The following is a 24,483-nucleotide window of genomic DNA, read 5'->3' on the forward strand; positions in this document are numbered from 1 at the left end:
TTCCAAGAGGAACTGAATTATTTGGTTCCTAAATGGATTTAGTCTATGTATCGAGTGATTGATAAACAGGCGTTAACGAGACGCCTGTTTTTGTATTTCCTACCACTAGCCTTAATTGGCTATTTAGTCAGTGCACCTTTTCTGTTTCTTTTCATAGGTGCTTTCGTCTTATTAGTTTGGCATTACAAACAACTCTATCGTTTGAGCGACTGGCTGCTCAACCAACGTAGTTTTAATCCACCTGAAGGTAAGGGCGCTTGGGAGCAAGTGTTTGAAGGGATCTATCAGCTTCAGCAACGTAATCGTAAAAAGCGTAATGAGCTCGCGGAACTGATCCGACGCTTTCGTGAGGGGGCTGAAGCTATCCCAGACGCGGTCGTTGTACTGCAACAAGATCTCAGTATTGTGTGGTGTAACCAATTAGCTTTGAAAGTGTTAGGTTTGCAATGGCCTACAGATCATGGTCAAAGATTGGATAACCTTATCCGAGATCCTAAATTTGTAAAATACATGCATGAACATCGCTTTGATGAAGCATTAGAGCTTGAGACCGGACTTGCACATGAGCAAGTGTTGGAAATACGAGTCATGCCTTATGCCGAGCAGCTTATGCTAGTGGCGCGTGATGTCAGCCGACTAAAGCAATTAGAGCAAATGCGCAAAGACTTTGTCGCAAATGTATCTCATGAGCTAAGGACGCCGCTAACCGTCATGGCTGGCTATCTAGAGATGATGGATAGCGATAATATGCCACCCCCCGCGATGTGGGCTAAAGCACATGGCACTATGATAGATCAGTGTAAACGGATGGATAGTCTGGTAAATCAACTTCTTTCCTTGTCTCGAATCGAAGGGGCGAGAAAGCAAGACAATGACAAAGCCGTGAATATTCCTGCCATGCTTGATCTTATTCATACCGAAGCCAAGTCACTTAATCAGGAAAAGGGCCATGAGCTCGTTTTTGATATTGATCCGACTTTGGATATCAAAGGGGCTGGGGATGAGTTACGCAGTGCTTACTCAAATTTAATTTTTAATGCTATTCATTACACCAAACCCGGTGGGCACATTCGTGTACGTTGGTATTTAGAAAATGACTTGCCGACCTTTAGTGTCGTCGATAATGGTGATGGTATTGCGCCTGAACACATTAACCGACTAACTGAACGTTTTTACCGTGTGGATAAAGCACGAAGCCGAAAAACAGGCGGTTCGGGTCTTGGTTTAGCAATTACTAAACATGTGTTATCTCGTCATGACTCAGCTTTACATATTGAAAGCAAAGTGGGTGAAGGCTCTCGCTTTTGGTTTGCTTTCCCCAAACAAAAGCGAATTTTTATGACAAATGATGAAAGTCATAAAAGTGTAATTTAAGAGTAATTTTATTGTCATTTTATCGCTGCACAATGAGCTGCGTAAAATAACTGGGACCAACAACTGGAGTGACCCCAATGAAATTTAAAAGCTTAGTTGCCGCAATGGGTGTGGCTATTACTACATTAGTTTCTACTCAAGTATCTGCTTTAGACGAAAAGTTACCAGAGTATAATAAAACCAGCGGGATCTCAGGAAACTTCTCTTCTGTAGGTTCTGATACGCTTGCCAACATGATGACGTTTTGGGCAGAAGAATATAAAAGAATTTACCCTAACGTAAATATCCAAATCCAAGCTGCTGGTTCTTCTACTGCGCCACCTGCACTAACGGAAGCAACGGCAAACTTCGGCCCAATGAGCCGTAAGATGAAATCAAAAGAAATCGAAGCTTTTGAAAAGCGTTATGGTTATAAGCCAACAGAAATCCGCGTAGCAATTGATGCGCTCGCAGTATTTGTACACAAAGATAACCCAATTGAAGGCTTAACAATTGAACAGGTTGATTCAATCTTCTCTTCAACGCGCAAGTGTGGTTCGGCAGCACAGGCAAATCGCTGGAGTGATGTTGGTCTATCGGGTGATTGGGCAGCAAAAGATATTCAGCTTTATGGTCGTAACTCAGTATCTGGTACTTATGGTTACTTCAAGAAAAAAGCACTGTGTAAAGGTGACTTCCGCAATAATGTTAACGAGCAGCCAGGTTCTGCGTCTGTAGTACAGTCTATCTCGTCTTCAGTGAATGCGATTGGTTATTCTGGTATCGGTTATAAAACGTCAGGCGTACGTACCGTACCATTAGCGAAAAAAGGCACGAACTACGTTGATGCAACATTAGAAAATGTGGCACAGGGCAAATACCCACTGTCTCGCTTCCTATACCTATATGTGAACAAGCACCCTAATAAAGAATTAGCACCTATCGAGGCTGAATTCTTGAAGATGGTATTGTCTAAAGAAGGTCAAAAGATTGTTGAGAAAGATGGTTACGTTCCTCTTTCTAGCGAAATGGCGACACGTGAATTGAAAAAGTTAGGTTTACTTTAATCAATTACTCAACCCGCTAATTACTTGTTGTTATTGATGCCGCTCATTGAGCGGCATTTTTTATTTTCACACTTATATGTTCCCAGATTGAATAATTTGTTTAAATCTTCATCCTCAAGCGGCAAAAAAGCTGGAAATATTCTATATTTAGTTAAAATTTATAATAAATCAGTCGATAATGAACTCGTCTTACTTCAAAAGGTGTATATATGAGTCTAGGTACTGCTTTTGCTGATCTTAGTATCACCAAAAAGATCCACGCAATTACGCTCGTTGCGGTTGTCGCTTTTGTGATTATCGTGTTTGTTAATTACAACGCTATTAGTTCTAATCAAAGGGCATTAAATGAATTAGAGGAGCAGACTTACAAAATTCTTAACCTCGCCACAGAAAACGCAAATAAGCTGCAGAATTTAGATGAGCTATTCACTCAAGCTGTAACCTTCGGGGATGCTGAATTACTAGATAAAGCAAAAGAATATCAACAGCAAATCCAAGCGAACCTGCAAAAAATTGAGTCGGTACAAAGCGGCTTTATGCCTTCAGATAATAGCGATGAACTTGCACAATACGGCAAAATTGCGCAACAAATTGCTGGGGGAATGATAGATGGTACAGCTGATTTTTCCCGCATCCAAGAAGATGCCAAAAAGAAAACTGAAATCTACGAAGGCCTAGTCGCAGATTTTACCAAGGCTAAAACGAACGCGAATGATCGTTTTGTTGAATTACTTCAAAATACCGAAGCGCGTTCAGCAAACGCGCTCACGATAATGTTGATTGTGGCCGTTATTTCTTTACTTGTTTTGGTTTTCTTAGCGGTTGTGATTGCAAGAGGTATAGGCAACTCTGCTAAGGATGCGGCGCAAAATCTGAAACTATTAGCGCAGGGGCAGGGTTCTTTGTCTACTACGCTCAATGTGCGCTCTCACGATGAAATTGGCCAAGTATCCATAAACTTCAATGAATTTGTTGCGTTACTAAAAGGGGCGGTTGTCGAGGTGATGAGTGTCGTCGAGCCTTTGATGAAAGACTCAAGTCGTCTTGTTCAGGGCATGGAAAAAGCTGAAGGAGCAACGAATCAACAAACGCATGACGCGGAAGTGGTACGTCAATCTATGGAAGAAATGCGGTTAAGTGTGGGTGATATCTCTCATTCAGCGTCACAAGCTTCTGATGCTGCTCAGCTGGCCGAACAAGAAGTTGAGCAGAGTAAGCGCCAAATTCAGGTGTCAGTTAACGAATCACAAGCGTTAAGTGAAGAAATTAATCACGCAGCAGAGACGATCAATAAGCTAGCTGATGATACACAGAACGTGACGCAAATCTTAAATGTGATCACATCAATTGCAGAGCAAACCAATTTACTTGCCTTGAATGCTGCGATTGAGGCGGCTCGTGCTGGTGAGCAAGGTCGAGGTTTTGCGGTGGTTGCTGATGAAGTCCGCGAATTAGCCTCAAGAACAGCAAAGTCGACCAATGAGATAAGAGAACTTTTAAATGTGCTAACAGAAGCGGCAAATCAAGCGGTGAAAGCAATGACAAGTGCAAGCAGTATGGCAATTAATAATGCTGAAGCTGCAGCACAAACTGGGCAGTCGATTGAGCAGATAGCAGCACAAATCTTGTCAATTAATAGCATGAATGGCCAAATTGCTGCGGCAACGGAAGAGCAGACCTCGGTAGCCGCTATGGTAGTAAACAATGTGACATCTATGCACCAGTCTTTCCAAGACACAATGCAAGCGTTGAATGAAGTACAAGACGTTGCTGAGAATCTCCATGTACTGTCCGACAACTTGAAAGATGCAACCTCAAAATTTAGAGTCTAATGCTTTAATTTTTAAACGATAAATAAAAACAGCCACATTAAGTGGCTGTTTTTATTTGATAAGGAATATTAGGGCCTGTTTATCTTTCAAGTTTGCTTTTGCAGCAGTTTGATTGGTATTTATACAAGGCAGAGCCTGCGTAGCATAGTCATTCTATGTGAGTCAGGCGAGAACACAGTAGAAATGCCAATCAAGCGCTGCCCTTTGGGTTCACCTGAGTGCGCTTTGTTCATTGTTGCTCAACTTTTGCCTAGATCACTAGGCAAAAGTCGGGCGTCGCGACCAAAACCCACTCAGAAGAACAAAAATCAAACAGCAAAGGACAACAGGCCTTAGTATTTACCAATCACTTTGACGGCACCGGTTACTTTAGTAGCATCAATATAACCAATTGCGTCTGCATTGCTCGAAACAAAATCGATTACCGCTTGATCGCTATCTAGCTTCTTCGGAGGTGTTCCCTTACCGGTGAATACTAATTTAGACCAATGGGCATTTAGCTGAGAGCTAGATTTACCAATCACTTTGTCGTTAAACTCGTCAAATACCGCGTTACCATCCTGATTCACAGGGGTCGCACTACTGCCATCGGCAAATGATTTGCTTTTGCCAAGGAATAACTTTTTGATAGTACCATCATCTACAGTAGATGCATTTGCTGAGTTCACGATAACAGCAACATCTGCTAAAACTGCCTGACTGGCTAATAGTAGCCCTAAGGTCATTATTTTTTTAATCATATTAACCTCCGTTAGAATACTAAATCGATACCGAAGCTCAACAGTTCAACTTTTTGATCTGTTAGCGTGTTATCGAATTGGTTTAGTTCAATCTTGAATGCAGCTGACGGATGGAAGTCATAACGTGCACCAATACTCCACGTTTCTGATTCTGAACGAGCGCCTGCAAGCGCACCATTAACAAGTGTTCTTAAATAAGGTGCATTTGGATTGGTCGGATCGGTCGTGACAGGAATGGTTACACCATTTGGAGCGGTGATGGTGAGTGGGACAGAGTTGAACTCGTCGTTGTCATTCTTATCTTCATTGTGTTCGTAGGTTAGGTGGAGTGTCCACGTATCAATCCGATAACCGATAGATGCATAGTACTGTTGCTGTTTAGCAAGTATGCTGTTGTCTACGTCGAACTGAGTGTATTCTGCATCGAACAAGATATCGTTATAGTCGATAGCAATACCTATTGCGGCAAAGTAAGCATCATCTTTGTCGGCTGCGATGTCATCCGCTTGTTGCGTTAGTCCATAACCAGTCAACCCCGCTAACAATCCAGATAGTTCGGGGCTATTAGCTGCGCTAATGCTCGCTTCGGTAGCAAAGTAGGCCGCACGCGCACTGAACCAATCTCTGCTTAGTGTCCAGTTAATACCTACCGTGTTATTTAACTCAGCTTCATCTGAGTAGGTAATAGCAACAATGTCGTCATCTACGCTGCCTAAAGCTAGCTGTACAGTGCTTTCCCACTCCCCTAATGTCGAATTATGGATATAACTCAATCCGTTATAAGTGCTAAAGCTTAGGTTATATACAGATTGAGGTGGTTTAACCCAGCGGTATGCATAGCCCACATCTAAAAAGTCAGAATAGCGATAGAATGGTATACGCATTTTACCTGCGCTTATCTGTGACGAGTCTGAAATCGCATAAGTTAAGTATGCCCATTCAAACTCGGCATCAAAGTCATTCTGGCCACGACCTACGATCTGTGCTGTGGCAGTTAGACTTTCTTGTAGATCGGCGGACAGCTGTAAAGCAAATAAGCTACGATTTTCCATATCAAAGTCATTATCATAGCCATATAGTGTGTCGTCACTATCTAGCGTTTGACCACCAATAATGGAAGCAAAACCATTAATTCTGATCTCAGCGGCACTTTGAAAACTCACTGTCCCAAGCGCTATCGCTAATGCAATTGCAGATTTTTTCATATTGATTCCCATTTTCTTTGCAAAGAGTCGTGTCTGTAACACGCATTAAAAGCGCTGATACTGAGCTCAATAATCGTGTTACTTTCATCTTAGAGATTAGAATAAAAACCAGAAATAACAAGTTATTAAGAAAAGTTATTGCTTACAACCTGCGTTGTTTAGTAAATCAAGCCTTAAGCCAAGCTAAGTTGGTGTTGTATGTCTATCTCATCAGACCAGTTTATTGTATCGCAAAATATTCTAAAAAGGTGAATAAAAAATAACTGCTGGAGTCAGGAGGTATTTGTATTTAAAAGAATAAAGGGGATTTTTTGCTAAAAAAGAGCAAACTATCGTTTGCTCTCGGTAATTTTTTCAGCCTGTACTTTACAGGCATTATACTGCTCAATACATTTATCAGTGCATATCTGTAACGACATTGTCTCTGGCGTGTTTTGCATCTCACAGTTGCGCTCGCATTGATAATTCTGTTGTGCACATTGATTCAACTCAGGTGAGATAGAGTTACTACACCCCAGTAGGGTGGTAGAAAATACTAACAAGGCGAACGCAATTTTCATTATTATTCCTTAGACTGTGACTTGAATATTATCAATCAGTCTGACTTTACCGAGAAAAGCTGCGGCAAGAATGACGAGTTGACTATCCTCGAGTGTAGCAGGTTTCAAGCTATCTTTTTGACAAATGTTAAAATAATCCAACTTTAAACCTGCATTATGCAGCATTTCTGTTGCATTTTTTGTTACCTTCGAAAAATCTTTTTCGCCATTTTCTAAAGCGCCAGCTGCTGCTTTTAGTGCTTGAAAAAGTACTTTAGCAGTGTCTTTTTCTGATTCAGAGAGGTAGCCATTACGTGAGCTCATCGCCAGTCCAGAAACTTCTCTTTGAGTCGCAACACCAATCACTTCAACAGGCATAGACAGGTCTTTCACCATTGTTTTGATAACCTGTAACTGTTGAAAGTCTTTTTCACCAAAGCAGGCAAAATCAGGTTGTACTAAGTTAAACAGTTTAGTGACAACCGTTGCAACGCCACGAAAGTGTCCTGGGCGTGTGCCACCACAATGTCCTTCTGATACTCCTGGTACATCAACAAAACTTTGCGCATTTAGGCCGTTAGGATATATGGTCTCAACGGTAGGCGTAAACACAATATCAGTTTCTAGTTCTGCAAGGCCTTGCTTGTCTTGCTCAAGCGTACGTGGATAGCTGTCGAGGTCTTCGTTCGCACCAAATTGCATTGGATTTACAAAGATACTGACAACGACTTTATCCGCTAGGGTTTTTGCTTTTTCTACTAAGGAAAAATGACCACGGTGAAGGTTGCCCATCGTTGGTACGAAGGCAATGCTCAACCCTTGTTGGCGCCAAGCTTTAATCTGGCTTCGTAACGATTTAATCTCAGTAACTGATTGCATGTTGTACTCTAACTCAATAATAACAATACCAACCCAAACAAAACGCTTGGATCAGACTCAGCGATAAGCATCGCTCATCGCAAATTTAATTAAATTCGTGATCAGGCCCCGGGAACTCACCTGATTGCACGTCTGCACAAAACTTTTTCACCGCATCTGGCATGTTGCCAGTTTCTAGCAGGAAGTTCTTAGAAAACTTAGGAATATAGCCTGCAGAAATACCAACTAAGTCGTGCATAACCAAAATTTGTCCATCGGTGTCTTTACCCGCGCCAATACCAATGACTGGAATTGTCACTGCGTCGGTAATGCGTTTAGCCAGTGCTGAAGGCACGCATTCAATCACAATCATTTGTGCACCAGCACGTTCTAACGCTTGTGCATCGGCTATCATCTTTTGCGCTTGTGCTTCTTCACGACCTTGAATTTTAAAGCCGCCAAACACGTGCACTGATTGTGGGGTTAAACCTAAATGACCACAAACAGGGATCCCTTGCTGAGTAAGCAGTGCAATGCTGTCGTAAAGCCATTCACCACCTTCAAGCTTAACCATATTAGCACCAGAGCGCATCAAGGTAGCTGCATTCTGACAGGCTGACTGCGGATCTGAATAGCTCATAAAAGGCATATCGGCGATAACGAATAGCTCTTTACTACCAGCTCTGACACAACGGGTGTGATAGGCAATGTCATCCGTGGTAACGGCTAAAGTGTCTTCACCACCTTGTAAAACCATACCCAGAGAATCACCCACTAAGATGACATCTACGCCATTGTCGTGAAATAACTTTGCAAAACTTGCATCGTATGCGGTGAGGGCTGTTATTTTTGTTCCTTCACGCTTCATTTTGGCAAGTGTTGAGACGGAAATTTTTGCCATGGTAAACCCCTTGGATTGGTTTATTTGAGGATTGTTAATCCGTTAAGTGGTAACTTTTGTGTTAAAGAGCTAAGCTCAGTGCCATCAGGTAATTTGAGTTCTGGCGCTATCTCTAATAGTGGATAGACGACAAATTCTCTTTCTTTCAAGCCGTAATGTGGCACCGTCAGTCTATCACTGTTAATGGTGTCGGTATTAAAAAGCAGAATATCTAAATCGAGCGTGCGCGGTCCCCAGCGCTCAGCTTTGCGTACACGACCATGTTCAAGCTCTATTTGTTGCAACACATCGAGTAAAGACTCTGCTGTTAATGATGTCGCCAGTTTTGCTACGGCATTCACATAATCAGGTTGATCTTGAGGGCCCATAGGTTTTGAGCCATACAGGCTAGAGTGCTGGACAAGCGAGAGGTCTGGATGGGCGGCGAGCACATCGAGTGCTCGCTGTATTTGTGCCATCGGTTCGGATAGGTTTGCACCCAATCCAATGTACGCAATATTCATTTAATCTTCTTTTGGTTTTCTTTTTGGCTTACGTCTATTATAACGACGCTTAGGTTTGCTTTGGTTACCTAAGTTGCGCACCATGTCTTTTTGGCCGGTGACGTCATTCTTTAGGTAATCAGTCCACCAAGCTGCAAGTTCTTCTTGCTCTTGCTCACCACTTTCAACACGCAATAATAGGAAATCATATGCGGCTTTGAATCTCGGCTGCAAGCTTAGGCGATATGCACGCTGGCCTGAACGTTTATCTAGGCGTTGTTGAATATGCCAGATATCTCGGGCACCTAAAGTAAAGCGTTTAGGCACTGCAACGTGTTTAGCATTTTCAGCAAGGACGTGATTAATGGCTTGCATAAAGGCATCATATTCATTCATACCTTCGGCCGCGAGCGCTTCGCTTTTAGCTAAAATAGGGAACCATAAAAGTGCTGCATAGATAAATGCAGGGGTTACTTTTTTATCCGCGTTGATACGGCTATCCGTATTGGCAAACATTTGCTGAATAAAGCGACGTTCAAAGTCATTATCAGGCTGTGCTAGGATTTTATCGAGCGCGGGGAATAATTGTGCAAATAAGCCGTATTCACGCATTTGAAGAAAATTTTCTTCCGCTTTACCATTTAAAAATAGCTTTAGCGTTTCTTCGAACAAGCGTGCAGCTGGGATGTGCCCAAGTAACGGCGCTAATGCTTTAATTGGAGTGCGGGTCGGGGTAGCAATCTCCATATCCAGTTTAGTTGCAAAGCGGATAGCTCTCAGCATACGTACCGGATCTTCGCGATAGCGAGTTTCAGGATCGCCAATCAGCTCAATTTTACGCGCTTTAATGTCAGCAACACCACCTGCAAAGTCGCGTAAGGTAAAGTCATTGATCGAATAATATAGCGCATTGATAGTAAAGTCGCGGCGCTCGGCGTCTTCTTCAATACTGCCGTAGACATTGTCGCGTAATAGCTGCCCGTGTTCGCTGGCTTGACTTGTCGTGGCACAAGAGTCATCACTTTGGTGATGGCCACGCATGGTGGCAACTTCAATAATTTCCCGTCCAAAAACAATGTGCGCAAGGCGGAAGCGACGACCTATTAAGCGACAGTTACGGAAGAGCTTTTTGATTTGTTCAGGTGTTGCATTGGTAACGACATCAAAGTCTTTAGGTTCAATTCCTAGCATGATATCGCGGATACAACCACCAACTAGGTAGGCATCATAGCCACCGTCTTTTAAGCGATAGAGCACTTTGATAGCGTTAGGGCTAAATTGTTTACGAGATATACCATGCTCGCTGCGAGGAATTATCGCAGGTGTCGGGCTGGCCATTTTCACCGTCTCATCGCCTTTTCCAGATACAAACTGGCGGCAAAAGTTTACAAGCTTGGAAATAATAACTCGTCTCCTGAGCAATCAAGTTTTCTATTCTAGTCGTTGTGAACCACTGCTTTTGTCTTAAAACAGGTCGCATTTAAGGCTCGCTATCATATACTCAAATGAGACTAAATTGAAGTACTTGAAAACAGTGGGCGAAAAGCAAAATCACCATTTTCTAGAGAGTCTAGTTGAATTTCCTGTACTTTAGGAACGCTATCTAGACTAAAAATGTCAATAGCGTGAGTCAGTAATGCCTCAACATCTTGATAATTATGGAGAGAATCAACCGGCACATGCAAATAACGCAGCGCGGCATAAAGGGTTGGTAACGGGTTATGGTTATCAATAGCTGGAGCATGATTCTGCTTAGATAACTTATATCTGGGCTCTGCGACAGCCAGTGGTACGTGAGCGTACTTAGGTGATGGCTGATTGAGTTGCCGAAATAAACTAATTTGTCTTGCTGTGGGTTCTAGTAGGTCGGCACCACGCACGATATGACTAATCTTTTGCTCTATGTCGTCAACGACCACCACCAATTGATAAGCAAATAAGCCATCGCGGCGTTTAACGATGTAATCTTCATGCGCAATTGCAGGGGGAATGACAACCATGCCCTGTATTGCATCATTAAATTCAGTAACTGGACAGCGCTGCTGTAGGCGTAAAGCATTATCTTGCCAACTTAGCGCTAAAGCTCGGCAATGATTGTCGTAAAACCCACCCATTGCTTTAATTTGCTTTCTTGTACATTGACATGCATACACAAGGGAGTCTGATTTCAGTGTCGTCAAATAGGCTTGGTATAGAGCATGGCGCTGTGATTGATAGACAACGTCTTCATCCCAGTAAAGGCCATATGCTTCAAGAGTGGTTAATATATTGTCGGCAGCACCCGTAACTACACGCGGTGTATCTATGTCTTCGATGCGAACGAGCCATTTACCTTGATTGACTTTTGCATCTAAATAGCTACTCAGGGCGGCCACAAGAGAGCCGAAATGAAGCGGTCCAGAAGGCGAGGGAGCAAATCGACCGCGATAGCTCCCAGTTTGCTTTAAGCTTGGGGACACAGGGCTGAGATTATCCTCTGCCTTGTTGTTTTTCTTTGATTTCTGCGAGAGATTTACAATCAACACAAAGATCAGCTGTTGGACGCGCTTCTAAACGGCGAATGCCGATTTCAATACCGCACGACTCACAAAAGCCGAAGTCATCATCTTCGATAAGTTGAAGTGTTTTCTCAATTTTCTTGATTAGCTTACGCTCGCGGTCGCGAGTACGCAGTTCAAGAGAAAACTCTTCTTCTTGCGCTGCACGGTCCACAGGATCAGGAAAGTTTGCCGCTTCGTCTTGCATGTGTGTCTTAGTACGATCTACTTCATTACGTAGATCGGCACGCCATGCTTCTAATATTGCTTTGAAATGAGCACGTTGTGCTTCATTCATGTATTCTTCGCCTGGCTTTTCTTGATAAGGTTCTACACCGGCTTGAGCCAATAACCCTAGTTTTTTCTGGTCTGGCATACCATTCTCCTAAATCCTTAATACATAACCCCAGCTTTCGCCGGCGGGTATAAATAGCAAAATCTTTACCCCTTAGCAAACACTTTTTTACTGCAAATGTCAGCCACTTTTTTCAATGTTTAACTATTTGGGGGAGAAAACTATCACGGCTATATGTGGGCAGCATGAAAAAAGTCAAGCGTAATCAAAAGGAATTTCTTCAATTAATTGTACTTGGTTGTCGTCAATATGCGCTCGGTAAGCAATGATTTCTACTCCATGAGAAATTGCTTCTTTTACTAACGCTGCATATTTTTGATCGATATGGCTGGCTGGTTTGACACAATTTATCCCTGTATGGAGCGCGGCAAACAGTAACACCGCACGATGACCTTGCTGTTTAATGTGGATTAATTCTCTAAGATGTTTTTGACCTCTTAAGGTTTCTGCATCAGGGAAAAAACCTTGCTGTTGCTCGAGCAAAGTCACCGACTTTACTTCAACGTAGCAGAATTGCGAGGATTGTCCATTTTCGAGGTCGCTCAACAAAATATCAATTCGGCTATTTTCAGCCCCGTATTTCACCTCAGTTTGAAGTGTTTTGTAGCCTTGCAGTTGCGTTATTCTTCCTTGCGCTATGGCCTCAACAGACACTTTATTGGCCACCGCTGTATTTACACAAATAAAATGACCATCATTATCTTGCGTCAGCTCCAACGAATGAATGTACTTTCGTTTAGGGTTATCGCTGGTGGAGTAATAGGCCGTAAATCCCGGGTCAGCACAATTGGTCATTCTACCAGTATTGGCGCAGTGTACGGTGAATTCGTCACCACTTGGGGCGCGTAAATCGACAAGAAAGCGTTTATATCGTTTGAGCAAGGTTGCTTGTTGTAATTGCCTAGAAAACTTCATTGGTCGCTTTAGGTTGGGTGTATTTAGTGGCTAGTGTACACTTAACCACACTTACAAGCACAAGAGTGAAAAGAGAATGTCAGAGAAATTTATTGTACGACTGAGTGAAGACGCAAAACCAGAGTATTTATCTGCTGGTGCTGCATTGTCGTTTGAAAAGGACGGTGCTTTTATCCATTTACAACAAGACGAAACGCTGAAGAATATTCAAAAGGCGGCTCGTAGCATCGCACAACAAGGGATTAAACAAGTTCATCTAGAAGGTGGCTTGTGGTGTACTGAATCTCAATGGGCTTTTTATCAAGGTTTTGTGTCACCAAAAGCATTAGATGGTGTGGTGTTTGTTGACAACGACCAGTCAAGTCTTAACGAACTTGATGCACTAAAAGCGTCGGCAACATGGATGCGTCAGATGATCAACGGGACGGCCGAAGATATTTATCCTGAAAGCCTCGCTGGAAAAGCGGCTGAGTTTATTCAGTCATTGGCACCTGAGCATGTTAGCTATCAAATTATTAAAGGCGATGCGCTGTTAGAGCAGCAATGGATTGGTATCCACGAAGTGGGACGCGGCAGTGAGCGTCCTCCTGTGTTGCTTGAGCTTGACTACAACCCAACAGGTAATGATGACGCACCAGTTAGTGCAGCACTTGTGGGTAAAGGGATCACGTTTGACTCAGGTGGTTATTCGATTAAGCCAAGCGAAGGCATGCTTACGATGAAGTGTGATATGGGCGGTGCGGCAACCGTAACGGCTGGTTTAGCGCTGGCTATTCAACGTGGTTTTGACCGTCGTGTTAAGTTGTTCCTATGTTGTGCTGAGAACCTTATCTCAGGCCATGCCTATAAGTTAGGTGATATTCTTACCTACAAAAATGGTACCACAGTTGAAATCGTAAATACCGATGCAGAGGGTCGCTTGGTGCTTGCTGATGGCTTGATGGCTGCCGGTGAAACAGGCGCAGAGCTTATCATTGATGCCGCGACATTAACGGGCGCCGCGCTCGTTGCTGTAGGCCAAGAGTACAATGCATTATTTGGTTTAGACAAAACACTTGTCGGTGATGTACAGCAGTTCGCGAGTGACGAATTTGAAGCCGCGTGGCCATTGCCTCTAGAAAAGTGGCACCAAAATAACTGTCCATCGCCTTATGCGGATACTGCTAACAGCCGAGCGCAAAAAGGTGGCGGTTTTGGTGGTGCATCAAATGCAGCGGGTTTCCTATCTCGCTTTGTACCAAATGAAGGTCAAGGTTGGGTGCATATCGACCTTGCGGCTTCTTTCCAAAATAGCGCTAGTGGTCAATGGGCTGCGGGTGCAACGACTTTAGGTATGAGAACTGTAGCGAGAACGCTCCAAGAAAAAGCGTAATCATGCTAATAGCTGAGTGTATTCCGCGAGTCAGTGGAATACACTCGCTTGTTACCACGTTTAAGACAAGAGTGCAGCAGCGAGTCGCACAAAGTCTGATGAAGTCAGTATACCAACCAATTTGTTTTGCTCGTCTACCACAGGCATACAGCCATGGCGATTATCGACAAAAAAGCGCACCACATCTTGTAGTGATTGGCTTGGGCGCACGCTCGCAAAATCGGTCGCCATAATATCTTGTACTTTTGTTTGCTTTTCTTTTCTTGCAAGCGCATTTGCGCCATAGGTTGCCATTATTCCCATTACCTTGGCGATCATAATCTTTTGCGTGAGCATACCAACCAAGGCTCCTGCTTCGTCAATCACTGGAATGTGACGAACATTTTTTTCTTTCATTAAATTGTGCGCATCTTGCAAGGTATTTTCAGCAATCACTGCGAACGGATCTGGGGTCATTAAATCAGCTACGGTTTGGGTCATCTGCTACTCCTTTTCACTCCATATGCTTATGTTGAGTTTAGCCTGATCTATTTGGCATGTATGGAATTGAGATCAAGTTTTGAACTATTTCTCGAAGAACTCCTCATATGAAGACAACAATAATAAAGGATAACCCAATGAAAAAGTTACTGATGTTAGGTGCTGTTGCGAGCTTACTTTGCAACTCTGTTTTCGCCGCTGAGCGAAGTGTTGAATATGGTGAGATTAATCAAATTCTAGATTTAATCGCCAACAAAGCGCAGTCGCAATATATCTTGTCTAAATTTACTGTGGAAGTGAAGCAGCCTGATATCGCGCTAGAGGATGTTAAACTTTGGCTGGAGCAAGATGACAAGATCATTGCCAACGGTATCATAGACAAAGACGGCAATATTGATTTACCTATTCTCCCGCAGTCTCGTGCAGATCAAGTTAATTTAGTGATCAATCAAGAAAAAGGTGCCGTTGCGATTCTGGTCAATACCGATATAGCGCCGTTGACTAAGCAGCAGGTTATGTATCGCGATTTGTTTATTCTTTTAGAGGATATGGACGCTTTTGTTGAGTTGATGGCAGGTAGCTTGTCTTGGTTTGCTCCAAGCTTTGATGAACTAGAGTTTACATTTACCGAGCCTGCATCAATTCAGTTTGTGAATGCCAAGGGTAAAACCCAAAAGTTTGTGACGGATGATGAATTTAAGATCCAAATCCCTAATAAGAAAACGTGGATGAAGCAAAATCCATCCTTGCAATTTAGTGCCTTACCCACGCGGTTTGCGCCCATAGATTAGGGAAGAAAGTTCGTATGCCTGCTAGCAGGCAGGCATACTCTTTTCCATCAGGTAATTAGTTAACACTTCGCCACGAACCGTCACTTGTTGTTCCTTTATCACTTGGAAACCAAAATATTCAAAGAAAGGTTTAGCCGTTTTACTAACATGGGAAAATAAGCGCGTTGTGTTGGTTATTTTGCTGTGTTCTAAGAGTGCGAGCATAAGTGCTTTACCTATGCCTTGGCCTTGATGTTCCGCATGGCAAAAAAAGTGATCAATAAGACCGTCAGCTTGGATATCGGCAAAGCCAACAATTTTACCATTTAGTACGGCGACAAGGGGCTGATTGTTCCTTAATCGGTCTTGCCAGCCTTTATCGGCAACGTCGCTATGTGCCCATGCATTAACTTGGCTATTGGAGTAATGCTGTACATTTACCGAGCGTATTGTGTCAAACATAAGCTTGCGTAGCACGGCTTCTTCGCCGTTTTGAAACTGTCTGATGATAATCATTGTTAATCTTTATTCTTGGAGTCTTAATTGTCCGGAAATAGCATGCTGCTCAGCAATTTCTGCAAGTCGTACGTATTTTTGTTCAACCAGTTGAGAGACGGGTACCAGTTTGGCATCAATACTTTCAAGCTCAGCTAACTTGGCTGCAAGAAAGGCGGCGGTTTCCTTATATGGGTGCGCAATGATAATAACATGCTCGTGATTATCAAGTAGCTTAAGCATATGTTGCCACTGCTTGTTGAGCGCCTCAGTGGATATATCATTATCTAGAAAGACCTGTCGAGCGACGTTTTTTACGCCGTAAAGGTTGGCAGCATATTGGGCTTGACTGTGGCTAGTGGTACGGCTATCCAAAAAGTATAATCCGCGCTTTTTTAGTATTTCCATTGTCCATTTCATTGGCTCTATTTGTTCTGTTAATGCTGAGCCCATGTGATTGTTTACGCCTTTAACCTGAGGCAGTGTCGATAGCGCATTGCCAAGTGTCATTTGCAACTGCCACTTTTCCATATCGGTGGTTAATGCGCCCGGACCAAGGGCCTTTTCCGTGTCTTGTGCCTGCATTGGCACATGCAATAAAAGCTCGCGTTGTTGGCGGCTGGCTGCAAAGGCAAATTGTTGAGAAAAAGGCGTATGGGGCAGGATCGAAAAGGTGATCCCACCCGGTAAGGACAGCAACTCTAAGTCACGTTGGTGATTGCCAATATCGTCTATAACAATGGCAAACTGTTTTGCTGGCACTGCAAAAGTCATGCAGGCCAGTATTATCCCGATTATTTTTTTTAGCACACAAATTATTATTATAGTTTACAGCCCTACAGGACCGTTTTTTATTTACTGTGATTGAACTAACGCCAGTGCCTTAGGCCAATGCGAGGCAAGTTGTTCAATACCTGTTGTTTTGATTGATTCTTCACCAGTGATTATAGCGCTTTTATCCAACAGGGAAAGCGCTTGTTTGGTAAAATATACATCGGGCTCTATGCCTTTACCTTCAATTGATGTACCTGCAGGTGTGTAGTATCTCGCTGTCGTTAACTTTAATGCAGTAGTGCCATTGCCAATCGGGATCAAGGATTGAACCGAGCCTTTACCATAGGAACGTAAGCCAACGACTAAGGCACGTTTATTATCCTTGAGTGCGGCGGCTAAAATCTCGGCAGCTGAAGCGGAATTATTGTTGATTAATACCAAAATAGGCGCACCATTTAAAATATCTCCCCGCTTTGCAATGTAAGCCTGATTGGCGTCATAGAAGCGGCCTTTGGTCGTGACGATTGTGCCACTATCTAAAAAAAGATCTGAGATTGCCACGGCACTATTAAGTGTACCACCTGGGTTGTCACGTAAATCAATAACCAGCTTTTTCAACGGACTACCTAACTGTACTTGTAGTCGGTTTATGTGTCTTGCAACATCATGATAGGTGTGATGATTAAAATTGTTGACGCTTAAAAAACCGGTACCGTCGTTTAAGAGTTTACTGGCGACACTTTCAATGACTATCTCTTGACGTTTAAGCTCAAGTGCAACCAGCTCGTCTTGTCTTAATACTACTAAATTGATGAGATTTTTATTTGCAGCTTTGAGTAGGGCAGACACTTCTTCTATCGATTTACCCGCGACATTAGCGCCATTGATTGCATGGAGTTTATCACCGCTCTCTATGCCTGCTTGGGCTGCTGGTGAATTGGGCAGGGTATCCAAGATAATCACGTAATTATCTTGCTCTTCGACTTCAATACCGAGTCCCGTGTAGCGCCCATTTGCTGCACTGAAGATGGATTCCAAGTCTTCCTCATTGAGGTATTTAGAGTAGGGATCTAAATTATCAAAGAGGCTCGATAAGTTGCCCGCGTTGTAGCGACTGAGAGGCAAGTCTTCAACATAATAGGTGTGAATATGATACAGGATTTCATCGATTTCTTGAGCCGAGAACTTTTGTGTAGACGCGTGACTAAAAGCGCTAAAACTTAACAAAAGCAGGAAGCTTAATAATGCAACATAGCGCGCTGCGAGCGCGTAAAAACGGGTTTGTCTATTCATGTGCTGCTCCTCATCAAGGTGCAGCACGGGTTATTCAGTTAACTGGATCTGCACCATTTTATCGGATCTACAGCGCTTCCCTTATGCCGTATTTCAAAGTATAGACCAGGATCTCTTTGTCCGCCGCTTTGTCCTACCAAAGCGATCACTTCACCACTGCGAACTTGATCGCCAACATCGCGAAGCAGCGTTTGTGCGTGGCCGTATAGACTCATAAAACCATGGCCATGATCGAGCACAATAACCCAGCCAAAGCCATTTAACCAATCTGCATACACAACTTGACCGGGGGCGACACTCGCAATTTCAGCCCCTTCTTTTGCACCAATGAGGACGCCCTTCCAATTCATGCCTGCATGTTTGCTTTGGCCGAATTTATGTTTAATTCGACCTTTGGTTGGTAAACTCATTTTGCCTTTGAGTTTGGCTAATCCATCTAAACGTACTTCGGCTTCTCTTTGTGCCTTGGCAAGCTCTTCTAACGTTTGGATTAAGGTTTGTTCATTTTCTTTTAAATAAGCAATGGCAGAGCGTGTTTCACTGAGTTTGTTATTTAGGTTTGCAAGCTGGTTTTGACGTTCTTGCTGCGCCTTCTTGAGCGCTTCCAAGCGTTCATTCTGATGGTTTTGTAGCGCTTCTAAGCGTGCTTGTGTTCTTGCTAACTCAGCTTGAGTCTGTGCCAATTCTTGGCCGATAGATTTCAGTTGTTCGAGTTGTTTAATACGTGCTTTATTTAGGTAATCATAATAGGCAATGGTGCGCTCGAGCTTTGTTGCATGCTCTTGATTAAGTAACATTCTAGAATAATCATGAGAGCCCGTCATGTAGGCACTTTTTAGCTGAGCCGCAAGGATCTTTTCAAATTTTTTCTTGTCGTTTAACAGCGTGCTTTCTTGCTTTTTAAGTTCGGCCTGCTCGGTTTGGTTTTCTTTGATCCCGATTTCTGTGAGTGAGATAGCTTTGGCACTTTTGGCAATATCAAGTTCGAAGGCTTTGAGCTTTGCTTCGTGACTGTTAATTTCACCGCGCTGCTTTTCTAATGCTTGTTGGCTAGCTTTAAGCTGTTGCTGAACTTCGCTTAAGTCTTGTTTGGTTCTAGATTCGTTGGCAACAGCGGGCGCTGTTGTCATGAGTAACGCCGCACCGAGAAGTGCGGCATAGTGAAATGTCGTTTTTAACGGCATACAGGCAGGCCGTTATTTTAAACGCATAATTGGAGTGCCTGTCATCTCGCTAGGCTGCTCCATACCAAGTAAATGCAGCATTGTTGGTGCAACATCGCTTAGTGCTTTTCCTGCTTGTGGCTCTGCATCACGACCTACATAAATAAACGGTACAGGCTCACTAGTGTGTGCTGTATGAGCTTGGCCCGTTTTCGGGTTTTGCATTTGCTCAGCATTGCCGTGGTCTGCTGTGATCAGAGCTTCACCACCGGTTTCTTTTAACGCTGCAACCACACGACCGATACACTTATCAACGGCTTCACATGCTTTTACTGCGGCTTCAAATACACCAGAGTGTCCAACCATATCACCATTCGGGTAGTTACAGATAATGACGTCAAACTCACCGCTATGAATGGCTTCAACTAACTTATCAGTTAGCATTTCTGAGTTCATTTCTGGTTGTAAGTCGTAAGTGGCAACTTGTGGAGAAGGAATAAGTTCACGTTTTTCACCTTCAAAGAGATCTTCGCGACCGCCGCTAAAGAAGAAAGTGACATGGGCATATTTTTCCGTTTCTGAAATACGCAGCTGAGTTTTGTTGTGCTTAGCTAGCCATTCACCTAGCACATTGACAAGTGCTTCAGGCGCGAAAGCGATAGGGGCTTTAATGTCGGCAGCGTATTCAGTCATCATAACAAACGCACTTAAGTCCGGTGCTTTGCGTTTTTCGAAGCCGTTAAAGTCAGCATCGACAAAAGCACGGGTCATCTGGCGCGCTCGGTCTGCACGGAAGTTCATAAAGATAACCGTATCACCATCATTGATAGTAGCGGCAGGTTGCCCAGCTTCGGTGATCACTGATGCTTTAACAAACTCATCATTTTCATCACGCGCGTAAGCTGCTTGTAGCGCTTCAACGCCATTACTATAAGTAAAATCAGCGTCGCCACTTACCATCAGGTTGTATGCAGACTCGACGCGGTCCCAACGATTGTCACGGTCCATAGCATAGTAGCGACCAATAATAGACGCTAGTCGGCCACAATTGAGTGACTGCATCAAGGCTTCCATTTTTTCAATTGATGCTTGTGCGCTGCGAGGTGGTGTATCGCGGCCATCCAAAAATGCGTGCAAATAAACGGTTGCACCGCGCTCAGCTGCTAATTTAATTGCCGCAACAATGTGATCTTCATGGCTGTGAACGCCACCTGGGCTCAATAACCCCATTAGGTGAACGGCTTTTCCCTTTGCCACGGCTTTGTCGATATTCTCAACCAGAGCTGGATTGTGCTCAAACTCACCATCGTCAATCGCTTTAGTGATCCGCGTGAAGTCTTGATAAACCACACGTCCTGCACCGAGGTTAACGTGGCCAACTTCGGAATTCCCCATTTGTCCATCCGGTAGACCAACATCAAGGCCTGAACCTGAAATCAAGGTGTGCGGAGCAGAGCGCCATAGTTCATCTAATACTGGGGTATTGGCTGCTAAAATAGCATTGCTCTCGCTTTCTTCGCGATAGCCCCAACCGTCTAAAATCATTAATACCAATGGCTTTTTCTTAGCTGTCATTTGCGCTCCTGAAATCCTGAATTAGGCACGATGTTGATGTCTTATAGCAAACGCTACAAGGTTAGATTTACTAACTTGGGCTGCAGCGCTTCGATAAGCTTGCTCTGGTTGCTGGTAAGTAGAATACCTGTTTTTGTATGAATATTCAGCCCCACAGTGATGAATTATCAACTTTGAGATTGATATTTGCTCATGTTGAACAAGTCTGTTTTGTCGAGAATAAAGCAGGTATACTTGCTGCCACTTTATCGTTTAATAATTTTTGGTTGATAAATTAATGGAACAATACGTTGCGTTTTTAGGTAACCATCCGGTACTTAGCATCATTTGGGTTGTGTTAGCCGCGATGTTAGTGAGTAGTTGGTTTAAGAGTCAGTTTTCTAAAATTAGACAAATTAACCCCCAGCAGTTGACTATGCTTGTTAACCGCCAAGATGGTCAGGTACTCGATATGCGTGCAGCAAAAGAGTTTAACCAGGGTCACATTGCAGGTTCTGAGCAGGTGAATGCGGAAAAACTCAAGCAAAAAGATTTTGCTGGTCTTGAAAAACATAAATCTAAGCCCATTATATTGGTCTGTAACACAGGTATGACGGCATCTGCTGTTGCTGATAACATGCACAAAGCTGGATTCGAGCAAGTGTACGTATTATCAGGTGGTATTGGCGCATGGCAAAGTGCGGGTTTACCAATCTCTAACGGAAAATAACTGAGGTCTATGATGAGCCAAGTCGTAATTTACACCAAAGACTATTGTCCATTTTGTCATCGTGCAAAAGCACTATTAGATGCAAAAGGTGTCACATACACTGAGTATGATATTGGCGCACAGCCAGAGCTTCGTGACGAGATGATCGAAAAAGCCAACGGTGGCTATACCGTGCCACAAATCTTTATCGCTGAGCGCCATATTGGTGGTTGCGACGATATTATGGCGCTTGAAGCGAAAGGCGAACTCGATAAGCTATTACAAGCATAAGATTGATTGAGCTTTGGCTCAGCTTACTTTTTATAATGACTGCTAGGAACTAGCAGGATCACAACAGAATTTAGGAAATTATCATGGCAGAACAAAACCAAGCAGCAGAACAACAACAAGAAGGCGCTCAGTTCAACATTCAACGTATCTATACTAAAGATGTATCGTTTGAAACGCCAAACTCACCAGGTATCTTCCAAAAAGAGTGGACACCAGAAGTTAAGCTAGACATGGACACACGTTCAGCAAAGCTTGATGACAACGTTTTTGAAGTTGTTCTCGCGCTAACGGTAACGGCAACTATTGGTGAAGAAACTGCATTCCTATGTGAAATCCAACAAGCTGGTATCTTTGCAATTGCAGATCTTGAAGAAATGCAAATGGCACACATGCTAGGCGCATTCTGCCCTAACATCCTATTCCCATATGCGCGTGAAGCGGTAGCTAGCCTGGTTAACCGTGGTACTTTCCCACAGTTAAACCTTGCGCCAGTTAACTTTGACGCATTATTCGCTCAGTATATGCAGCAACGTGCGGCTCAAGCACAGCCTGAGCAAACTGCTGACGCATAATTGATGAGTACAGCAAAATCAGCTGTAACTGTATTGGGGGCGGGGTCTTATGGCACCGCCCTTGCTATTTGTTTCGCCCGAAATGGTCACCAAGTGACACTATGGGGACGCAATAGTGAACACGTTGAGGCGCTAGCAGCTGAGCGCAAAAACCAACGTTATCTTCCTGACATCCAGTTTCCAAACACGCTTGAACTTGAGGCCAATTTAGAAACGGCTGTTAAGTCTAGCGAGCGTATTTTGGTGGTTGTGCCAAGTCATGCGTTTGCAGACACCTTAAAGAAGATTAAACCTATGCTACTTGAGAATGCAAAAGTAGCTTGGGCAACCAAGGGGCTCGAACCAAATACTGGGCGATTATTGCAAGAGGTGGCACTGGATGTGTTAGGTGACGATGTGCCGCTGGCGGTGCTAAGTGGACCTACTTTTGCAAAAGAAATGGCCGCAGGATTACCTACTGCTATTTCAGTGTCTTCGATTTGTGCAAAGTTTCGTGAAGAGCTCGCAGAGCTGTTGCATTGCGGTCGCTCGTTTAGGGTGTATAGCAACGAAGACTTTATTGGTATTCAGCTCGGCGGCGCGGTCAAAAATGTTATCGCAATTGGCGCGGGCATGTCTGACGGCTTTGGTTTTGGTGCGAATGCTAGAACGGCGCTTATCACCCGAGGACTCGCTGAACTTTGTCGTTTAGGATGTGCGTTAGGCGCGCGCTCTGAAACCTTTATGGGTATGGCGGGGCTTGGTGACCTGATTCTCACTTGTACGGATAACCAGTCGCGTAATCGCCGTTTTGGCCTTGCACTTGGCTCGGGAAAGTCGGTCGATGAGGCGATGTCGAGTATAGGTCAGGTGGTCGAAGGTTATCGCAATACCAAAGAAGTTTATCTACTTGCCAAACGCACGGGTATTGAAATGCCTATCACTGAGCAGATCTATCAAGTGCTTTATGAGCAAAAAGATGTGAAAGAAGCCGCAATGGCGTTACTTGGTCGCGAGAAGCGAGCTGAGTGATAATCGAATAGAGAGGCGTAGCTACCTCTCTATTACTCTCCAAACTTAATGTTATAGCGACGCTTAAACCACAGTAAAAATGGGATTTCAATCACGCTAAATGCGACAATCGTAAACACCACCCAATTACTCTTAAAAAACACTAACGAAAATTCGATATCCTTGCCATAGTACAAACTTCCAGACACGACTAAAGAAACCGCAGTAACCAATAAATCTTGTTTGCTGATACTGGCGAGACTTTTCTCTTTTAACTTTGGGTAAACGAATACGTAGGCCACAAAAAGTAGAATAAAGTTGAGTAAAATAAGCGTTAGCTCAGGTGACATGATTACCTCTATGCCTTGTGTGTCATTCGGCACAAGATAACATAATTTCTTAGCTTAATGCCTCGTGGAAACGCTTTTTATCTGATACTGAACAGGTATAATGGTAAATCCAACTTTTGAGGTGCACATGATCTCCAAGAATCAACAAAAACTACTTCGTGCTTTAGGGCAAAAAAAATATCGCAAACAACATGGCCTGTATTTAGTACAAGGCGAAAAGAATGTGATTGAGTTAGTTGATGCTGGGTTGGCTGTTGAACAGCTGCTCGCGACCAATGAGTTCATGACAAAGTATAAATCCAAACTCGTTAATATTGACTGTGTAGAAGCAGAAGAGGAAGTGTTGAGCAAGGTGAGTACTTTGGTGTCAAATAATGCGGCGATAGCGGTCGTTGCAATGCCGCCAGCAGAAGAAATCAATACTGCTGGGCTGGTGTTGGCATTAGATGGAGTCTCAGACCCGGGTAATCTCGGTACCATTATTCGTCTTGCTGATTGGTATGGATTAACGCAGCTCGTGGTAAGCGAAAACTGCGCCGATCAATTTAACCCTAAAGTGATCAGTGCCACTATGGGCTCATTTGTGCGTGTTAATGTGGTGAGAACCGATCTCGAGGCCTTTTTAAAACAATATCAAGGCGAGTGCTATGGTGCATTCCTTGGTGGTGAGAGCGTACATCAGTGCCAATTTAGTCGTAATGCCGTGTTGGTGATGGGCAGCGAGTCTCATGGTATTAGCGATACCATAGCGGCGCACATCAATAAAAAGGTGACTATTCCTGCGTTTGGTGGTGCTGAATCATTGAATGTGGCGATGGCTACCGGGATCATTTTGGATAATATTAAACGCTGTCATTGCTAACTCATAGATCTTACTAATGAATTG

At 43.5% G+C, this 24,483-nt stretch carries 27 protein-coding genes and 1 pseudogene; 11 read left to right on the forward strand and 17 right to left on the reverse strand.

What is annotated here, in order from left to right; all coding sequences use genetic code 11:
• Positions 1-45: 45 nt before the first annotated feature.
• The 4 genes and pseudogenes from phoR (at position 46) to ABMY45_RS22460 (ending at position 4,695) form a co-directional block, all read left to right on the forward strand.
• Complete coding sequence (phoR, locus tag ABMY45_RS22445; protein WP_010607561.1) at positions 46-1,374, forward strand: phosphate regulon sensor histidine kinase PhoR; 1,329 nt, start codon at positions 46-48, stop codon at positions 1,372-1,374.
• A 77-nt stretch (positions 1,375-1,451) separates the two neighbouring features.
• Positions 1,452-2,420, forward strand: a complete 969-nt coding sequence (locus tag ABMY45_RS22450) for a phosphate ABC transporter substrate-binding protein (protein ID WP_010607562.1) — start codon at positions 1,452-1,454, stop codon at positions 2,418-2,420.
• Between the two features lie 209 nt (positions 2,421-2,629).
• The gene (locus ABMY45_RS22455; RefSeq protein WP_349289522.1) at positions 2,630-4,252 is read left to right on the forward strand and encodes a HAMP domain-containing methyl-accepting chemotaxis protein; all 1,623 of its coding nucleotides are present in this window, start codon (positions 2,630-2,632) and stop codon (positions 4,250-4,252) included.
• Positions 4,253-4,435: 183 nt separating this feature from the next.
• A pseudogene (locus tag ABMY45_RS22460) lies at positions 4,436-4,695 on the forward strand (hypothetical protein).
• Here ABMY45_RS22460 and ABMY45_RS22465 read toward each other — a convergent pair.
• From ABMY45_RS22465 to sfsA, 10 genes are all read right to left on the reverse strand, one after another.
• Positions 4,585-4,992, reverse strand: a complete 408-nt coding sequence (locus ABMY45_RS22465) for a phosphate ABC transporter substrate-binding protein (protein ID WP_102057510.1) — start codon at positions 4,990-4,992, stop codon at positions 4,585-4,587. The pseudogene ABMY45_RS22460 and the gene ABMY45_RS22465 overlap by 111 nt on opposite strands.
• Positions 4,993-5,003: 11 nt before the next feature.
• The gene (locus tag ABMY45_RS22470; RefSeq protein WP_349289523.1) at positions 5,004-6,197 is read right to left on the reverse strand and encodes a porin; all 1,194 of its coding nucleotides are present in this window, start codon (positions 6,195-6,197) and stop codon (positions 5,004-5,006) included.
• 329 nt (positions 6,198-6,526) lie between these two features.
• A complete protein-coding gene (locus ABMY45_RS22475; protein WP_349289524.1) occupies positions 6,527-6,757 on the reverse strand; it encodes a hypothetical protein in 231 nt (76 codons plus the stop codon).
• Positions 6,758-6,766: 9 nt separating this feature from the next.
• The gene (gene panC / locus ABMY45_RS22480) at positions 6,767-7,615 is read right to left on the reverse strand and encodes a pantoate--beta-alanine ligase (protein WP_102057508.1); all 849 of its coding nucleotides are present in this window, start codon (positions 7,613-7,615) and stop codon (positions 6,767-6,769) included.
• 85 nt (positions 7,616-7,700) lie between these two features.
• Complete coding sequence (gene panB, locus ABMY45_RS22485; RefSeq protein WP_102057507.1) at positions 7,701-8,495, reverse strand: 3-methyl-2-oxobutanoate hydroxymethyltransferase; 795 nt, start codon at positions 8,493-8,495, stop codon at positions 7,701-7,703.
• 20 nt (positions 8,496-8,515) lie between these two features.
• Positions 8,516-8,998 (reverse strand): 2-amino-4-hydroxy-6-hydroxymethyldihydropteridine diphosphokinase, encoded by a 483-nt coding sequence (gene folK, locus ABMY45_RS22490; protein ID WP_349289525.1) that lies wholly within the window; start codon positions 8,996-8,998, stop codon positions 8,516-8,518.
• Positions 8,999-10,315, reverse strand: a complete 1,317-nt coding sequence (gene pcnB, locus ABMY45_RS22495) for a polynucleotide adenylyltransferase PcnB (protein WP_029215927.1) — start codon at positions 10,313-10,315, stop codon at positions 8,999-9,001.
• Between the two features lie 173 nt (positions 10,316-10,488).
• Complete coding sequence (gluQRS, locus tag ABMY45_RS22500) at positions 10,489-11,436, reverse strand: tRNA glutamyl-Q(34) synthetase GluQRS (protein ID WP_349289526.1); 948 nt, start codon at positions 11,434-11,436, stop codon at positions 10,489-10,491.
• Between the two features lie 10 nt (positions 11,437-11,446).
• A complete protein-coding gene (dksA, locus tag ABMY45_RS22505) occupies positions 11,447-11,890 on the reverse strand; it encodes an RNA polymerase-binding protein DksA (protein WP_017216564.1) in 444 nt (147 codons plus the stop codon).
• A gap of 174 nt (positions 11,891-12,064) precedes the next feature.
• Entirely contained in the window at positions 12,065-12,784 is a 720-nt protein-coding gene (gene sfsA / locus ABMY45_RS22510; protein ID WP_349289527.1) for a DNA/RNA nuclease SfsA, read from the reverse strand.
• A 76-nt stretch (positions 12,785-12,860) separates the two neighbouring features.
• Between sfsA and pepB the strand changes: the two genes are divergently transcribed.
• Positions 12,861-14,156: an aminopeptidase PepB gene (gene pepB / locus ABMY45_RS22515; protein WP_102057504.1), complete on the forward strand. Its 1,296-nt coding sequence runs from the start codon at positions 12,861-12,863 to the stop codon at positions 14,154-14,156.
• A 60-nt stretch (positions 14,157-14,216) separates the two neighbouring features.
• Here the strand turns inward: pepB and ABMY45_RS22520 are convergent, their stop codons facing one another.
• The gene (locus ABMY45_RS22520) at positions 14,217-14,636 is read right to left on the reverse strand and encodes a CBS domain-containing protein (RefSeq protein ID WP_010378791.1); all 420 of its coding nucleotides are present in this window, start codon (positions 14,634-14,636) and stop codon (positions 14,217-14,219) included.
• A gap of 137 nt (positions 14,637-14,773) precedes the next feature.
• Here ABMY45_RS22520 and ABMY45_RS22525 point away from each other — a divergent pair, with 137 nt between their 5' ends.
• Positions 14,774-15,427 (forward strand): DUF2987 domain-containing protein, encoded by a 654-nt coding sequence (locus ABMY45_RS22525; RefSeq protein WP_174169722.1) that lies wholly within the window; start codon positions 14,774-14,776, stop codon positions 15,425-15,427.
• Positions 15,428-15,448: 21 nt separating this feature from the next.
• Here the strand turns inward: ABMY45_RS22525 and ABMY45_RS22530 are convergent, their stop codons facing one another.
• The 5 genes from ABMY45_RS22530 to gpmM all read right to left on the reverse strand — a co-directional run bounded on the left by ABMY45_RS22530 (position 15,449) and on the right by gpmM (position 20,706).
• On the reverse strand, positions 15,449-15,922 hold the full coding sequence (locus tag ABMY45_RS22530; RefSeq protein WP_174169723.1) for a GNAT family N-acetyltransferase: 474 nt from the start codon (positions 15,920-15,922) through the stop codon (positions 15,449-15,451).
• 9 nt (positions 15,923-15,931) lie between these two features.
• Positions 15,932-16,675: a divergent polysaccharide deacetylase family protein gene (locus tag ABMY45_RS22535; RefSeq protein ID WP_045990310.1), complete on the reverse strand. Its 744-nt coding sequence runs from the start codon at positions 16,673-16,675 to the stop codon at positions 15,932-15,934.
• An 81-nt stretch (positions 16,676-16,756) separates the two neighbouring features.
• Positions 16,757-17,968: a S41 family peptidase gene (locus tag ABMY45_RS22540; RefSeq protein ID WP_349289528.1), complete on the reverse strand. Its 1,212-nt coding sequence runs from the start codon at positions 17,966-17,968 to the stop codon at positions 16,757-16,759.
• Positions 17,969-18,006: 38 nt separating this feature from the next.
• Positions 18,007-19,152, reverse strand: a complete 1,146-nt coding sequence (locus ABMY45_RS22545) for a peptidoglycan DD-metalloendopeptidase family protein (protein WP_174169725.1) — start codon at positions 19,150-19,152, stop codon at positions 18,007-18,009.
• A 12-nt stretch (positions 19,153-19,164) separates the two neighbouring features.
• A complete protein-coding gene (gpmM, locus tag ABMY45_RS22550) occupies positions 19,165-20,706 on the reverse strand; it encodes a 2,3-bisphosphoglycerate-independent phosphoglycerate mutase (protein WP_045990307.1) in 1,542 nt (513 codons plus the stop codon).
• 277 nt (positions 20,707-20,983) lie between these two features.
• Here gpmM and ABMY45_RS22555 point away from each other — a divergent pair, with 277 nt between their 5' ends.
• The 4 genes from ABMY45_RS22555 to gpsA all read left to right on the forward strand — a co-directional run bounded on the left by ABMY45_RS22555 (position 20,984) and on the right by gpsA (position 23,268).
• A complete protein-coding gene (locus tag ABMY45_RS22555) occupies positions 20,984-21,415 on the forward strand; it encodes a rhodanese-like domain-containing protein (RefSeq protein ID WP_010378806.1) in 432 nt (143 codons plus the stop codon).
• 12 nt (positions 21,416-21,427) lie between these two features.
• Complete coding sequence (gene grxC, locus ABMY45_RS22560; protein ID WP_010607581.1) at positions 21,428-21,685, forward strand: glutaredoxin 3; 258 nt, start codon at positions 21,428-21,430, stop codon at positions 21,683-21,685.
• 83 nt (positions 21,686-21,768) lie between these two features.
• On the forward strand, positions 21,769-22,257 hold the full coding sequence (gene secB, locus ABMY45_RS22565; RefSeq protein WP_010607582.1) for a protein-export chaperone SecB: 489 nt from the start codon (positions 21,769-21,771) through the stop codon (positions 22,255-22,257).
• Positions 22,258-22,260: 3 nt separating this feature from the next.
• A complete protein-coding gene (gene gpsA, locus ABMY45_RS22570; protein WP_349289529.1) occupies positions 22,261-23,268 on the forward strand; it encodes an NAD(P)H-dependent glycerol-3-phosphate dehydrogenase in 1,008 nt (335 codons plus the stop codon).
• 32 nt (positions 23,269-23,300) lie between these two features.
• Here the strand turns inward: gpsA and ABMY45_RS22575 are convergent, their stop codons facing one another.
• Positions 23,301-23,597 carry a hypothetical protein gene (locus ABMY45_RS22575; RefSeq protein ID WP_010378819.1) on the reverse strand — a complete coding sequence of 99 codons (297 nt, stop codon included), beginning with the start codon at positions 23,595-23,597 and terminating at the stop codon, positions 23,301-23,303.
• A gap of 127 nt (positions 23,598-23,724) precedes the next feature.
• Here ABMY45_RS22575 and ABMY45_RS22580 point away from each other — a divergent pair, with 127 nt between their 5' ends.
• A complete protein-coding gene (locus ABMY45_RS22580; RefSeq protein WP_349289530.1) occupies positions 23,725-24,459 on the forward strand; it encodes an RNA methyltransferase in 735 nt (244 codons plus the stop codon).
• Positions 24,460-24,483 lie beyond the last annotated feature (24 nt).

It is taken from the genome of Pseudoalteromonas sp. XMcav11-Q, from assembly GCF_040104525.1.
Lineage (GTDB): Bacteria > Pseudomonadota > Gammaproteobacteria > Enterobacterales > Alteromonadaceae > Pseudoalteromonas.

Excerpts from the sequence above, each read along its gene's own strand:
- phoR (WP_010607561.1), top strand. The coding sequence starts at position 46 with ATGTATCGAGTGATTGATAAACAGGCGTTAACGAGACGCCTGTTTTTG.
- ABMY45_RS22450 (WP_010607562.1), top strand. The coding sequence starts at position 1,452 with ATGAAATTTAAAAGCTTAGTTGCCGCAATGGGTGTGGCTATTACTACA.
- ABMY45_RS22455 (WP_349289522.1), top strand. The coding sequence starts at position 2,630 with ATGAGTCTAGGTACTGCTTTTGCTGATCTTAGTATCACCAAAAAGATC.
- ABMY45_RS22465 (WP_102057510.1), bottom strand. The coding sequence starts at position 4,992 with ATGATTAAAAAAATAATGACCTTAGGGCTACTATTAGCCAGTCAGGCA.
- ABMY45_RS22470 (WP_349289523.1), bottom strand. The coding sequence starts at position 6,197 with ATGAAAAAATCTGCAATTGCATTAGCGATAGCGCTTGGGACAGTGAGT.
- ABMY45_RS22475 (WP_349289524.1), bottom strand. The coding sequence starts at position 6,757 with ATGAAAATTGCGTTCGCCTTGTTAGTATTTTCTACCACCCTACTGGGG.
- panC (WP_102057508.1), bottom strand. The coding sequence starts at position 7,615 with ATGCAATCAGTTACTGAGATTAAATCGTTACGAAGCCAGATTAAAGCT.
- panB (WP_102057507.1), bottom strand. The coding sequence starts at position 8,495 with ATGGCAAAAATTTCCGTCTCAACACTTGCCAAAATGAAGCGTGAAGGA.
- folK (WP_349289525.1), bottom strand. The coding sequence starts at position 8,998 with ATGAATATTGCGTACATTGGATTGGGTGCAAACCTATCCGAACCGATG.
- pcnB (WP_029215927.1), bottom strand. The coding sequence starts at position 10,315 with ATGGCCAGCCCGACACCTGCGATAATTCCTCGCAGCGAGCATGGTATA.
- dksA (WP_017216564.1), bottom strand. The coding sequence starts at position 11,890 with ATGCCAGACCAGAAAAAACTAGGGTTATTGGCTCAAGCCGGTGTAGAA.
- sfsA (WP_349289527.1), bottom strand. The coding sequence starts at position 12,784 with ATGAAGTTTTCTAGGCAATTACAACAAGCAACCTTGCTCAAACGATAT.
- pepB (WP_102057504.1), top strand. The coding sequence starts at position 12,861 with ATGTCAGAGAAATTTATTGTACGACTGAGTGAAGACGCAAAACCAGAG.
- ABMY45_RS22520 (WP_010378791.1), bottom strand. The coding sequence starts at position 14,636 with ATGACCCAAACCGTAGCTGATTTAATGACCCCAGATCCGTTCGCAGTG.
- ABMY45_RS22525 (WP_174169722.1), top strand. The coding sequence starts at position 14,774 with ATGAAAAAGTTACTGATGTTAGGTGCTGTTGCGAGCTTACTTTGCAAC.
- ABMY45_RS22530 (WP_174169723.1), bottom strand. The coding sequence starts at position 15,922 with ATGATTATCATCAGACAGTTTCAAAACGGCGAAGAAGCCGTGCTACGC.
- ABMY45_RS22535 (WP_045990310.1), bottom strand. The coding sequence starts at position 16,675 with ATGACTTTTGCAGTGCCAGCAAAACAGTTTGCCATTGTTATAGACGAT.
- ABMY45_RS22540 (WP_349289528.1), bottom strand. The coding sequence starts at position 17,968 with ATGAATAGACAAACCCGTTTTTACGCGCTCGCAGCGCGCTATGTTGCA.
- ABMY45_RS22545 (WP_174169725.1), bottom strand. The coding sequence starts at position 19,152 with ATGCCGTTAAAAACGACATTTCACTATGCCGCACTTCTCGGTGCGGCG.
- gpmM (WP_045990307.1), bottom strand. The coding sequence starts at position 20,706 with ATGACAGCTAAGAAAAAGCCATTGGTATTAATGATTTTAGACGGTTGG.
- ABMY45_RS22555 (WP_010378806.1), top strand. The coding sequence starts at position 20,984 with ATGGAACAATACGTTGCGTTTTTAGGTAACCATCCGGTACTTAGCATC.
- grxC (WP_010607581.1), top strand. The coding sequence starts at position 21,428 with ATGAGCCAAGTCGTAATTTACACCAAAGACTATTGTCCATTTTGTCAT.
- secB (WP_010607582.1), top strand. The coding sequence starts at position 21,769 with ATGGCAGAACAAAACCAAGCAGCAGAACAACAACAAGAAGGCGCTCAG.
- gpsA (WP_349289529.1), top strand. The coding sequence starts at position 22,261 with ATGAGTACAGCAAAATCAGCTGTAACTGTATTGGGGGCGGGGTCTTAT.
- ABMY45_RS22575 (WP_010378819.1), bottom strand. The coding sequence starts at position 23,597 with ATGTCACCTGAGCTAACGCTTATTTTACTCAACTTTATTCTACTTTTT.
- ABMY45_RS22580 (WP_349289530.1), top strand. The coding sequence starts at position 23,725 with ATGATCTCCAAGAATCAACAAAAACTACTTCGTGCTTTAGGGCAAAAA.